This is a genomic window from Neoaquamicrobium microcysteis (genome assembly GCF_008180155.1).
Classification (GTDB): domain Bacteria; phylum Pseudomonadota; class Alphaproteobacteria; order Rhizobiales; family Rhizobiaceae; genus Aerobium; species Aerobium microcysteis.
In genome coordinates, this window is the sequence record NZ_VSZS01000065.1 from 67,601 (window position 1) to 80,707 (window position 13,107).

Sequence of the window (13,107 nt, forward strand, 5' to 3'; positions counted from 1 at the left end):
CGTAAACGTGATCGATTCCAGAGAGCTGAAGCGGGATGCGGGCGCAAAGCCGCATCACACTCTTCCTCATCCCGCTCTATAGCAGCTTGCCGATGGCCTTTCCGGCCTTGAGAAAACGCAGCGGATCGATTGCCGTCCCGTTGCGGCGCACCTCGTAGTGCAGGTGCGGGCCGGTCGAGCGGCCGGTCGAGCCTGCTTCACCCACGACATCGCCGGTATCGACGGTGTCGCCCTGGCTGACGCGGATGCGGCTCATATGGGCGTATCGCGTGGTCAGGCCGTTGCCGTGGTCAATCTCGACCATGCGGCCATAGCCGCCGTTCCATCCTGCCTTGATCACCTTTCCTGCCCCGGCGCTCTTGATCTCGGTGCCTGTCGGCGCGCGGAAGTCGATCCCGGCATGCATGGCCGGCCGCTTGATGATGGGGTCGCGCCGCACCCCGAAGCTGCTGGTGACGGGCTTGCCCGGTGCCGGGTTGTGGATCGGCATTTCCTTTGCGATAGCCTTCAGCGTTTCCAGCTTTTCCAGCGCCTCATCCAGCTCACGCACGCGCGCCTCGAAGATCATGCCGGCATCGATCGGCAGCAGGGGCCCGCCGACAGCCTCGTCGTCGGTATCGATATCCACCGGGAGGCCCGCAGCCTCCAGCGCCGAAGCGATCTCGTCGGCCGTCTTGAAGGCGTTTTCGGTGAGGGTGCCGATGCCGTCCATCTGCTCCGATTCGATTGCGCGCAGCGACTGGTTGATGGCGACGAAGAGCCGGTCGGCCCTGTCGGCCGCCGTTTCGGGGCCGCTGGGCGCCGGCCGTTTGGACCAGAACGATGCGGCAGAGCTGTCGGCATAGATGACGGGCTGATTGGCCGCGCGCAGTTCTGGCTTGGAAGCGGGCAGGGGAGCTGATTCCGGCAGGCCGCCGGCTTCGCCCTTAACGCGATCGAGGATAGGGCCGATGCGACCGTGGCGCTGGGTGAGCTGCGACTGCCGCGCAAGCAGTTCGGACACTTTGCTTTCAACGAGTTGCTGGTCGAGGATCTGGCGGCTGGTGATGCGATCGACCTGCGCGCGCAGCATGGAGATGCGGTCTTCGTATGCCTGCTGCATGCGGGCCTGACGAGCCGCCGTCGCGCCGAGCAGATCATCGCGCAGCACGAGATAGGACGTGGCCAGCAGATAGCCGATGGCCATCGCTGCCAGCACCGAGCCCACGAAGGCGGCAAGCCAGGGCCTGATGGTGAAATGCCGGATGTCGTCACCGCGTGCGATGATGACCGTATGCGGCTCCCTGCGCTTTCCGAAGGCCGAAGCCTGTCGATATTCTGTCACGGACACACACCCAAACCGTATGAAGATTGTGACCGCGATTACACATCGTTAGGGTTAACAAAGCTTTGAGGGTGCCGCGAAATGGTGCCGGAAAAAGAAAAACGCCCCGGATTGCCGGGGCGTTTTCGCTGTTTGCAGGCTATGCCGAGTAACGGCGGGCTCTAGAAGAAGAACAGCCACAGCAGAATGATGATAGGGATCGGAATACCGATCATCCAGAGTAAAAGTCCACGCAGCATGTTCATCTCCCTCTGCCTGATGAATAGGTGTGCTGGTAGATGAACGCCGTCTCTCGACTTTGGTTCCCGGGCTAGGCGGCGAGTTCCTCGGCCGCAGCCAGCACCTCCTGCGCATGTCCGGCAACCTTGACCTTGTTCCAGACGCGCGCGACCGTGCCGTCGCGGTCGATGAGCAGTGTGGTACGCTCGATGCCCATGAACTTGCGGCCATACATGCTCTTTTCGACCCACACGCCGTATTTCTGAAGCACCGATGTTTCTTCATCGGAGGCGAGGCTTACCGAGAGGTCATGCTTTGTCTTGAAGCGGTCGTGCTTCTTCGCGCTGTCGGCCGACATGCCGATAAGCACGACGCCCAGCGCATCGAACTTCGGTTTCAGCGTAGAAAAATCGATCGCTTCCGTCGTGCAGGCGGCGGTGTCGTCCTTGGGATAGAAGAACAGCACCACAATCTTGCCGCGATGGGCCGATAGCGACGCCCGCGTACCGCCGTCTCCCGGAAGATCGAAGTCTGGTGCCTGTTCGCCTGCCGCGATATGTGCCATCCGCTCACTCTTCTTTGTGGTTACGCTGCTGCGGAGCGGGCATATAGTAGCCCGAAAGATTCGTCCACGACAGGAAACAGGCTCGCCCGGCGTGCACAGCGAGGTTCCTCCCCACGAGAAAATCCGCTTTCGCAGGGGCGACATAACGAATCTCGATCACTATCCATCGGCTGCCGAGCAACCGTCGGAGCCGCAGTGGCGCAAGGCTTCTCGCGGCACGGTGAAAACCGTTCTCGGGCTGCTGGTCGCAATCCCGGTCACGCTTGCCCTGCTTTTCGTCGTGCTTCTCGCCGGCCTCGGCAACGAACGTCTGCGCACCGAGGCCCAAGCGGTCGTCACCAATTTGCTCGGCGACGAGTTCGACGCCCATATCGGCGGCGCGCGCATCTCCTTCGACAGCATGGGCTTGCCCGCATTGGAAGTCAGCAATGCGCGGCTCATACAGACTGCCGCGGCGGCGGACGTGCTCGATGTCGGCTCTCTGCGTTTCGGCATCCGCATCCTGCCGCTGGCGCGTGGCGAAGTGCGGCTGGGCAGCGTCCGGCTCGACGATGCGCGTATCGAACTGGCATCGCTGCCCGAGCGCGGCGACGCGCCGCCGCTGCCCTTCTTCGACGAGGCCGGCCTGTTCGATGCCGACGCGGCGATGGTGGCCGTTTTCGAGGGCATCAAGCGCGGCATCGGCGCGTTCGGCGGGCGCGAGATCGACCGGGTCGAGCTCGGCAATGTCGAGCTTGTCCTGCCCGGCGAAGCGGCGCGGGTGGTGCGCATCGAGAACGCCACCGTCCGCTACGAGGGTGAAGAGGCGCTGTCGCTGTCGGCCCGGATCGCGGTCGATGGCCGTGTTGCGACGCTGGAGGGCGAGGCCTCGCTCGACGCCGCGCGCGCCCGGGTCGAAACCCTGAACATGCGGCTGGCTGCTCCTCTTGCCGAGGATGCCGATGGCACGGGGGAGCTTTCCGCGACGCTTTCTGGCTCGCAGACCGTAAACGGCAACAGGTTCTCGCTGATCGCGCGCATCGGCGGGCTTCAGGTCCCGGTGGGCGGTGCGGACGTGTTGGCGGCAGACATCGACCTGTCGGCAAGCGCCGTTGACGGGCAGGACAAGATAGAGATCGAAAACCTGCGCGTTGCGACCGGGCGTTCGACCTGGCGGTTCAACGGCGCTTTCGGGCCGGACCCCAACGCCGCCGAGCCGTCATATCGTTTCGAGCTCGTCAGCGACGGCTCGACGGTCTCGCCGCAGGGTTCGCCCGAGCCGGCCATGCCGATTGTGGCGCGGCTGGCGGGCAATTTCGACCCCGCTGGCGGCGTGCTGACCGTGCCGCAGCTGGACGTTCGCTCTGCGCAGGGCGAGGTGCGCGGCAGCGCGGCCGTGCGTTTCGCGGCAGGCAAGACCCCCGGTCTGGAACTGGCGCTGGACGTGGATCGCATGCCCGTCGGTCAGGTCAAGCAGCTTTGGCCATGGTTTGCTGCACGGGGAGCGCGCAACTGGGTCGTCGCCAACATCTATGGCGGACGGGTGGAGAACGGCCGGCTTGATCTTTCCGTGCCGCCCGGCCGCATGGGCAACGGCGTGCCGTTCGGCGCGGACGATATTTCAGGCCAGTTCACCATTCGCGGCACGCGCTTCGATGTGGCGGGCCGCATTCCTCCGGTGCGTGACGGCAACGGCGCGGTGGTGTTCCGTGGCACGGACGTGGACATATCGCTCGAAAGCGGCACCGTGTTCATGCCCGGCGGCCGCACGGTGAACGCACGCAACGGCGTGCTCGCCATCCGCGACGCGCATAGCCAACCCGTCATAGGCAAGCTCACCATCGACGTGGAAGGCGAGGCCGACGGCATCATGCAGCTCGCCAGCTACGACCCGATCGATGTCAGCCGCTTCATCGACCTGAAGCCAGACGACCTTTCCGGCAAGGTCAGCGGCACGGTCACGGCCGACATTCCGCTGCAGCGTTCCATCCCCGTCGAAAGCCTCGGCTGGCGGGTGGAACTGGACTACGAGGGCCTCGCGCTGGCTACCCCGTTCGAGGGGCAGACGATTACGGCGGCGGCCGGCTCGATCGACCTCGATCCCTCCCGCGCGGTCATCAATGCGAAGGCGCAGATGAACGGCGTGCCCGCCACGATTGAAATGGTCGAACCACTCGGCGCAAGCGAGGCACAGCGCGAGCGCCGCATCGCCATGCAACTGGACGACAACGCGCGCAACGCGCTCGTGCCCGGCTTGAAGGCGCTCCTGTCTGGCACCACCGAGGTGAAGCTGGACGACGCCGTGCGGGAGCGGCGAGCCATCGAGGCGAGCCTTGGAAACGCGACGCTCTCGATACCCTGGGCAGGCTGGAGCAAGGGCAGAGGCGTGCCTGGCAACGTGGCCTTTGCGATGCAGACCGATGGCGACAGGGTCGATCTTGCCGATTTCCGCCTCAGCGGCGAGACCTTCGGTGCGGCGGGCACGCTCTCCTTCGTCGGCGGCGAGGTGTCGAGCATCCGCCTTCCATCCGTCCGGCTGAACCGGGGCGACGATTTCTCGTTCGACATGCGCGCGCAGGGGCGGGGCTATGCCATCACCGTGCGCGGCAACAGCATCGACGCCCGCTCGATCGTGAAACTTTACGCCAAGGATTCGGAGGGCGGCACCACGTCGGCCGGTGGCGCGGATGTGCCCATCGCGCTCGATCTGGAAGCCGCCTCGATGACCGGTTTCCACGGCGAGGTGCTGCGCGACGTGAAGCTTTCCTACTCGGGCACCGGCGCGCGTACCGACAGGCTGGAATTTTCGGCCATCACCAGCAGCGGCAGGCCGGTGGCCTTCCGCGACGGGCGCGACGGTGAAGCGCGCGCCGTGTCGATGAGCTCTTCGGACGCAGGCGCGGTCCTGCGCTTTCTCGACATTTACGAGCACATGCAGGAAGGCACCATCTCGATGTCGCTTGCCGGGCAGGGCGGCGGTCCCTTGCGCGGACAGGTCGATGCGCGCAACTTCTGGGTGGTCAACGAGCCGCGTCTGGCATCGCTGGTGTCTACACCTCCCGCCAACGACAACCGCTCGCTTAATCAGGCCGTACGCGGCCAGATCGACACCTCCCGCGTGCATTTCGAGAGGGGCTTCTCCGTCGTCGAAAAGAGCACCGGATCGCTCAAGCTGGAGCAGGGCGTGCTGCGCGGCCCGCTGATCGGCTCGACGTTCCAGGGCACCTTCTATGACCCGGCCGGCAACATGGACATGACCGGCACTTTCATGCCGGCCTATGGCATCAACCGCATCTTCGGCGAGATACCGCTGATCGGCCAGATACTCGGCAACGGCCGCGATCGTGGGCTTATCGGCATTACCTTCCGGCTCGCCGGCGCTTCCAGCGAGCCGCAGCTTCAGGTCAATCCGCTATCGGTGATAGCACCGGGCATTTTCCGCTCGGTCTTCGAATACCGGTAGCGCGGCTGCTCAGGCCGGCCTGACGAGGATGTGCTTCTTCTTGCCGAGCGAAAGCTTGATGACGCCGTCGTCGGTCACGTCGCCCGAGCCGACGACAAGCTTCTCGTCGTTCACGGGCTGATCGTTGATCCGCACGGCGCCGCCCTGCACATGCCGGCGCGCCTCGCCGTTCGATCCGGCAAGACCGGCTTTCACGAACAGCGTCAGCACGCCCACGCCGGCCTCCAGCTCGGCGGCGGGAAGCTCCACGGTCGGCAGGCTTTCGGCCAGCGCGCCTTCCTCGAAGGTCTTGCGCGCGGTTTCGGCGGCCTGTCCGGCGGCTTCGCGGCCGTGCAGCATGGCGGTGATCTCGGTCGCCAGCACCTTCTTGGCCTCGTTGATCTCCGATCCGCCAAGTGCCGCCAGCCGCGCGATCTCGTCCAGCGGCAGCGTCGTGTAGAGCTTCAGGAAGCGCTCGACGTCGGCGTCTTCCGTGTTGCGCCAGTACTGCCAGAACTCGTAGGCCGGCAGCATGTCGGGGTTGAGCCAGATGGCGCCCGAAAGCGACTTGCCCATCTTGGCGCCCGACGCCGTGGTCAGCAGCGGCGAGGTCAGCGCGTAGAGCTGCGGCGTGCCCATGCGGTGGCCGAGGTCGATACCGCTGACGATGTTGCCCCACTGGTCGGAGCCGCCCATCTGCAGGCGCGTGCCGTAGCGCTTGTTGAGCTCGACGAAGTCGTAGGCCTGCAGGATCATGTAGTTGAACTCGAGGAACGACAGCGACTGCTGGCGGTCGAGCCGAAGCTTCACGCTGTCGAAGGAAAGCATGCGGTTGACCGAGAAGTGCCGGCCGACATCGCGCAGGAACTCGAGGTAGTTGATGCCGCGCAGCCAGTCGCCATTGTCGACCATCAGCGCATCCTGCGCCCCCTCGCCGAAGGTGAGGTAGCTGCCGAACACCTTCTTGATCGACGCGATGTTGGAAGCGATCGTGTCCAGCGTCATCAACTGGCGCGCCTCGTCCTTGAACGAAGGGTCGCCGACCATGCCGGTGCCGCCGCCCATCAGGGCGATGGGGCGGTGGCCGGTCTTCTGCAGCCAGTGCAGCATCATGATCTGGATCAGGCCCCCGGCGTGCAGGCTGGGCGCCGTCGGATCGAAGCCGATATAGGCGGTCACGATCTCCCTTGCGAAAAGGTCGTCGAGGCCGGTCTCATCCGAGATCTGATGGATGAAGCCGCGCTCGGAGAGCGTGCGCAGGAAATCGGACTTGAAGGCGGACATGATCTTGCTTTCCGTGGACGTTATCGCCCGTGCGGCCGTCATGGCGCGCGGACCCGCGGGCCTTTAGCATCTGCGGGGCGAGAATCAAACAACGGCAGCCAGCAATGTCCCTTAAATGCGCCATCGGCCTCATGAGCGGCACGTCCATGGACGGGATCGACCTTGCGGTCGTAACCACCGACGGCGAAGCCGAAGTGCAGCGCGGGCCGGGCAGCTTCACCGCCTACGAGGCTTCCTTTCGTCGGCGCATCGAAGCCGCGCTCGATGATGCCAGGACGATAGACAAGCGGGAGGAACGCCCCGGCGACCTCGAGGAACTGGAACGCGAGATCACGCTCCGCCACGCCGAGGCGGTGAAAAAGTTTCTGGCAGACCATCCGCAGCTTCGCGCCGAGCTTTTGGGCTTCCACGGGCAGACTGTCCTTCATCGGCCCGAGCGCGGTGTGACCGTTCAATTGGGCGACGGCGCGTTGCTGGCGAAGGAAACGGGCTTACCGGTGGTGCACGACATGCGTGCCAACGATATGGCGCATGGCGGGCAGGGCGCACCGCTGGTGCCTGCCTATCACGCCGCGCTGGCCAAATCGCTGCCGGAGGCACTGGGCGAGTTTCCGGTCTGTTTCGTCAACATCGGCGGCATATCCAATGTCACCTTCGTACCTGCGGCCGGAGACCCCGTCGCTTTCGACAGCGGCCCGGGCAACACCCTCATCGACCAATGGGTATCGCGCGAGGGCGGCGTGCCGTTCGACGCCGACGGCATGATCGCGAGCGAAGGCGGGGTGGTGGCATCGGTGGTCGCAAGCTACCTGGAAAGCCCGTTCTTCGGCCGCGCCGCGCCAAAGTCCCTGGACCGCAACGATTTCACGCTGGATCGGATATCCGGGCTCGAGCTTGCAGACGGAGCGCGCACGCTTGCAGCGGTATCGGCCCAGGCCATCCTCGCCGCCGCCACGCAAATGCCGGAGCAGCCCCGCCTGTGGATCATCTGCGGCGGGGGCCGCCGCAATCCCCACATCGTCGGCGACCTGCGCGCAGGCGCAAAGGGTGCGCAGGTCATCCTTGCGGAAGATGCCGGCCTCGACGGCGACGCGATGGAAGCGGAAGCCTGGGCGTACCTCGCCGTGCGCTCCGTCAAAGGCTTGCCGCTGACGTTTCCGACCACCACCGGCTGCCGTGAGCCCGTAACCGGCGGCGTGCTCACGATGCCTGCCTGACTTCATCTGGGTGCCGACTCATCTCAAACGAGCGGCGGCGCCCAAGAATTCAGTGAAGCTTTTGTACAATTCCACAGCAATTTGCTTCGCCGAGCACAATCGCACAGTCGTGGTTCTTTTGCGCACTTTCCAACCAGTATCGCTGTTGATAAAGAGCGCTCCTCGATAGGAGCGTTGATGTCTGCAGCATATTTGCGCGAGGTGGATGGCCTCAGAGCGGTGGCCGTTTTGTCGGTGCTGCTCTTTCACGCCGGTGTTGCGGGCTTTTCAGGCGGGTTCGTCGGCGTCGACGTCTTTTTCACGATCTCGGGTTTCGTTATCACCCGGTCGCTCCTTTCGGAGCTTGATCGCGGATCTTTATCGTTCAGTCATTTCTACATCCGCCGCGTGCGGCGTCTGTTTCCCGCGATGCTGTTCACCGTAGCGGTCACAATTCTCGTGGCTCGACTCATAATGCCGGCTGATCTGCTGCAGGGGACGGCGCAAGCGGCGATGTATGCCATTCTGTCCGTCTCCAACATCTTCTTCTGGCTGGAAGCTGACTACTTTGACACCGGCGCAGAACTGAAGCCGTTTTTGCATACGTGGTCGCTGTCGGTAGAAGAGCAGTTCTATTTGGTGTGGCCGCTGATCGTCGTGGCCTTGTTTTATCTGATCCGAGTTGCTGGAAAGGCTGCTGCAGCCCTTGTGATAGTGCTGATGTCGCTTGTCAGCCTGCTCGCGGCGGAGTGGATGCTCAAGACCGATATGAGCGGGGCTTTCTATCTGACGCCCTTCCGTCTTTTTGAGTTTGGTTTAGGTGGCCTGTGTGCGCTTTATCTAGATGAAGCTCAAAGCAGGTTGAAGGGCGTTGCCGGTGAGCTCGTCTTTGTCGTGGGTTCGGCGCTCATTCTATTGCCAATCTTTATATACACGCACGACACACCTTTTCCCGGTTTGACCGCCCTCATACCCACGGCCGGCGCTGCCTTGGTTATCCTCGCGTGCAATTCCACTCTATCGCGCGTCAGTCTGGGCAACACGGTTGCGGTCACGATCGGCCTCGCTTCCTATTCCATCTATCTCGCGCATTGGCCCATCATAACGCTCTACGGCGTTTGGAAGGGGAGTGACTTCACGGGCTGGGAACAGACGGCAATCATAGCGTCCTCCCTGATTGTCGGATATGCAATGCTTCGCCTCGTCGAGGCGCCATTTCGCGTCAAACGCGACGGAAAAGTTGAACACATTCCTTTCATGTTCGGGGCGTCGGCTGTTGCGCTCATCTTGGTCGCAATCTCAGCCAACACTTGGGTAGGCAGCATTCGGGCTGCTCAACCGCAGACTTCCGGAACCTCGCTGGAGGGACTGGATTTTGCGGAGACCATCCAGGCGCTATGTCCCAAGAGTGATCGCGTCAGGCTTCCCGGCTACAGTTGTGAGCTAGGTGCCGATAAAGGGGCATATGATGTGGTCGTCTTTGGCGATTCGCATACTGGGCACCTGATTCCGGGCTTGGCGGAATTCGCGCGTAAGCATGGGTTAGCCATCAGGATCGATGGATCAGGCGGGACATTTCCGGGTGTGAACGTCGAGTCTTACAGAGGGCCGGAACATCAGTCCTCGAAAGCAAAAATGATCCGGCAATACTATCGATGGCTGTCCGAGATCGAGCCCACCACGGTCGTCTTGTCCGCCCGGTGGGACGCCTACTACGACGCTAGCCGCCCGCCAGACCAGGCCAGCGCCCCGCTTGTTTATCTGGTGGAGCCAGGGGACGAGACCTTCACGCCGGAGAATACCACACACAACTTCAAGAGAAGCATTTCTGAAACGATAAGCTACCTGCGCGAGATTGGGCACAAGGTTGTATTGGTTGGTCAGGTTCCGCCACTGGGCGTGGCGCCCCACCGATGCTTTGCAAAACTGGGAATTACGCAGGAGGGTGAAGATGAGTCGAGTTGTCGTGACTTCACGCGAGAGCAGGCATTGGCTAGAGTAAATCCAGCCAATAATTTTCTTGCAGAGTTGGCCGATCAGAAAGACATAATCTATGTAGATTCAAAAGATTTTTTCTGCTCAGCAGATAAAAATTACTGTCGGTTTTTTAATGACAAGGCCATATTATACAGGGACGGAAATCATTTGACCAACGATGCGTCCATTGCAGTTGTCGATGGATATCTTGGTCCCATCTTAAATCGTTCGCTTAATTGAACGCATAGCCATCCCCCAGCACGCTCGTAACGCGTATATTTGAAACCCCTCATATTTTTTGCATGCCCTTGAGGCTTGCGTGGCCGTTCTTGCCGACGATGATGTGGTCGTGAACGATCACGCCCAGCGGCCTGCCCGTCTCGATGATGGTCTTCGTCATCTCGATGTCGGCTCGCGAGGGGGTCGGATCGCCTGACGGATGGTTGTGAACGAGGATGATGGCGGTCGCGGAGAGTTCCAGCGCGCGGCGCATCACCTCGCGAGGGTAGACCGGCGTGTGATCTACCGTGCCCGATTGCTGGACCTCGTCGGCAATCAGCACGTTCTTCTTGTCGAGAAACAGGATGCGAAACTGCTCGCGCGGCTCAAACGCCATGGCGGCGCGGCAATATTCGATCACCTGCGCCCACGAGCCGAGCACGGCACGCTGGGCGATCGCGCCTCTGGCCATGCGCGCGCCGGCGGCGGCTACGGCCTTGAGGTCGACCGCGACAGAATCACCGATGCCCTTCACCTCGCGCAGCAAATGTTCAGGCGCCCCAAGGACTTCTGCGAAAGAGCCGAATCGATTGATGAGCGCCTTTGCCAGCCCCTTGGTGTCCGCACGCGGGATGGAGCGGAACAGCAGCAACTCCAGCAATTCGTAGTCGGAGAGTGCAGCCGGCCCGGCCTCGCGGAAGCGCGTGCGAAGCCGGTCGCGATGGCCGAGATAGTGGGGCTTTTCGGTCTTTTTTGCTACAGGATCTGGCGCCAGCGGGCGTTCGGAAAAGAAACCGCGTTCGTCGCCATCGTCGCTCATAAGCCCCCCATACGCATGACCCGCATGAGAGGATAGGCGAACTGCGTCAGGCGGCAAGCCCGGGCTTGTCGAGACCGGCCGGGGAAAGCGTGAAAATCTCGCAGCCGTCTTCCGTCACGCCGATGCTGTGCTCGTACTGCGCCGAGAGAGAACGGTCGCGCGTAACCGCCGTCCAGCCGTCGGAGAGCACCTTCACGTGCAGCCGTCCGAGATTGATCATCGGTTCGATGGTGAAGATCATGCCGGGCCGCATTTCCACGCCCTCGTTGGGGCTGCCGTAATGCAGGATATTGGGCGCGTCGTGGAACAGCCGCCCGACGCCATGGCCGCAGAAGTCACGCACGACCGAGCAGCGCTCGCTCTCCGCGTAAGCCTGGATCGCCGCGCCGATTGCGCCGGTGCGGGCGCCCGGCTTCACCGCCGCGATGCCGCGCATCAAACATTCGTGAGTGACCTCCAGCAGGCGCTCAGCCGCCCGCTTGACCTGCCCGACGGGGTACATTCGGCTCGAATCGCCGTGCCAGCCGTCGAGTATGTAGGTGACGTCGATGTTGACGATGTCGCCTTCGCGCAGCGGCTTGGCGTCCGGAATGCCGTGACAGACCACATGGTTGATCGACGTGCAGGACGACTTGGTATAGCCGCGATAGTTCAGCGTGGCGGGCATGGCGCCATGGTCCATGCCGAACTCGAAGACGAAGCGGTCGATGGCTTCGGTGGTCACGCCCGGCGCAACCATGCCGGCGAGTTCGTCCAGGCAGCGCGCCGTCAGGTTGCACGCCTTGCGCATGCCCTCGAAGGCCTCGGGCCCGTAGAGCCTGATCTGGCCGGTATTGCGCAGCGGTGCGGCATCAGCTTCGAGATAGGTGACCATCATCGTCCGTCCGTGAATTCAAGGCCCTCATGTCGCACCGATGGCCGCGCGCTTCAAGGGTTCGATGACGACTTCCATGTTGCGGAAAGAGCATCCGCACGATCCGCGACCGTTTGCAGAGCGGCATCGAGCCTCTCGCGATCGCGCAAAAGCAGCCGGGAGATGGCGGTCTCGGCGGCCACGCTGGCCATCATCGCCTGCTGATGCTCTTCGGGGCTTTCGCACGCCTCTGGGTTCTCCATGCGAAATCGCGCCTGCGCCGCCTGTTCGGTCAGCCGCAGCAGCGTCTGCTCGATCCCGTCACCGAAGCGCAGCCGCGTGCCGGGCAGCGGCAGGCCGTGAAGTTCTGTCGACCACGTCTCGCCGTTCGACACGGGAAAGGCTCGCGTCACCGTGCCGGTGGTGACGAGGTCGCCCACATCGACGCGCCGGCCCAGCGGCCGCGCTTCAAGCCCTTCGACGAAGTGACGGAGTGCACTGAGCGGGCCGCCCAGCACGCTTTCGGCCTTGCCGCGATCGACCTCCTCGCCGTTCCTGAACAGTGTCAGCTCGAACGACGACAGCCGCGCGATCCATTCCGCCGACCGGTCATGGTCTATGGCGACCATCGGCCCATGGACGAGCGCGCCGTGCAGCGCGAACGCAGCTACGGTGTCGGCGGCGGAAAACTTCCAGCCGGGATAGATCGACTGCACGATCTCGAAGCCATGGGAAACGGCGTCGATGCAGGACAGAAATTCCGCGTCGTCCATCCCGGCGTGGGGAGGGCGCGCGATGCGAAAAATGATCTCCGGCTCGATGCGCGGTTCGATGAAGCCGCCTGCGTCCAGCTCGAGCGTTTCGGCGTCCGGCGCGCGCGCGTGGATGCCCTCGCGATACATCGGGCCCCAGATCGGCGCGTGGACGCCATATTCGTCCCAGATCGTGCGGTTGGTGAAGCCGATCTTCCAGCCCGCCGGCTGCTCGCCGCGCGCGATCCGCACGCCGATGACGCGGTCGGCCACGTCATAGGCCTCGTCGAGGCCGAAATCCTTGTTGTTGTCGCTGATGGGTGAAATCTGCCGGCGCGCATCCAGCGCGGCCAGAACTGCGTCTGCGATATCGGTCATTGCCTTGTTACCCCTCGGCTGCCGATAGTCCATGCGGGCGCGGAAATGTCCAGTCGCAGATACGCGAAAGGGCGGCGCTGGCCGCCGCCCTTCCAGAAC

The 13,107-nt window shown here is 63.2% G+C and carries 9 protein-coding genes; 3 read left to right on the forward strand and 6 right to left on the reverse strand.

The window, feature by feature from the left end:
• Positions 1-76: 76 nt before the first annotated feature.
• A complete protein-coding gene (locus tag FY036_RS15670; RefSeq protein WP_235897687.1) occupies positions 77-1,324 on the reverse strand; it encodes a M23 family metallopeptidase in 1,248 nt (415 codons plus the stop codon).
• Between the two features lie 310 nt (positions 1,325-1,634).
• Positions 1,635-2,108, reverse strand: coding sequence for a peroxiredoxin (locus FY036_RS15675; protein WP_148915694.1), 474 nt, complete (start codon positions 2,106-2,108; stop codon positions 1,635-1,637).
• 91 nt (positions 2,109-2,199) lie between these two features.
• Here FY036_RS15675 and FY036_RS15680 point away from each other — a divergent pair, with 91 nt between their 5' ends.
• Positions 2,200-5,550 (forward strand): YhdP family protein, encoded by a 3,351-nt coding sequence (locus FY036_RS15680; protein ID WP_148915695.1) that lies wholly within the window; start codon positions 2,200-2,202, stop codon positions 5,548-5,550.
• Between the two features lie 9 nt (positions 5,551-5,559).
• On the opposite strand, the gene tyrS is transcribed toward FY036_RS15680, so the two are convergent.
• Positions 5,560-6,813: a tyrosine--tRNA ligase gene (gene tyrS, locus FY036_RS15685; protein ID WP_148915696.1), complete on the reverse strand. Its 1,254-nt coding sequence runs from the start codon at positions 6,811-6,813 to the stop codon at positions 5,560-5,562.
• A 104-nt stretch (positions 6,814-6,917) separates the two neighbouring features.
• Between tyrS and FY036_RS15690 the strand changes: the two genes are divergently transcribed.
• Positions 6,918-8,030 (forward strand): anhydro-N-acetylmuramic acid kinase, encoded by a 1,113-nt coding sequence (locus FY036_RS15690; protein WP_148915697.1) that lies wholly within the window; start codon positions 6,918-6,920, stop codon positions 8,028-8,030.
• Positions 8,031-8,207: 177 nt separating this feature from the next.
• The gene (locus FY036_RS15695; RefSeq protein ID WP_148915698.1) at positions 8,208-10,226 is read left to right on the forward strand and encodes an acyltransferase family protein; all 2,019 of its coding nucleotides are present in this window, start codon (positions 8,208-8,210) and stop codon (positions 10,224-10,226) included.
• Between the two features lie 49 nt (positions 10,227-10,275).
• Here the strand turns inward: FY036_RS15695 and radC are convergent, their stop codons facing one another.
• Genes radC through FY036_RS15710 form a run of 3 tightly spaced genes read right to left on the reverse strand, consistent with a single transcriptional unit; the run spans position 10,276 to position 13,008 of the window.
• A complete protein-coding gene (radC, locus tag FY036_RS15700) occupies positions 10,276-11,025 on the reverse strand; it encodes a RadC family protein (RefSeq protein WP_148915699.1) in 750 nt (249 codons plus the stop codon).
• Between the two features lie 46 nt (positions 11,026-11,071).
• The gene (map, locus tag FY036_RS15705) at positions 11,072-11,899 is read right to left on the reverse strand and encodes a type I methionyl aminopeptidase (protein ID WP_148915947.1); all 828 of its coding nucleotides are present in this window, start codon (positions 11,897-11,899) and stop codon (positions 11,072-11,074) included.
• A 53-nt stretch (positions 11,900-11,952) separates the two neighbouring features.
• Entirely contained in the window at positions 11,953-13,008 is a 1,056-nt protein-coding gene (locus FY036_RS15710; protein WP_235897688.1) for a 2-keto-4-pentenoate hydratase, read from the reverse strand.
• Between the last annotated feature and the right edge of the window lie 99 nt (positions 13,009-13,107).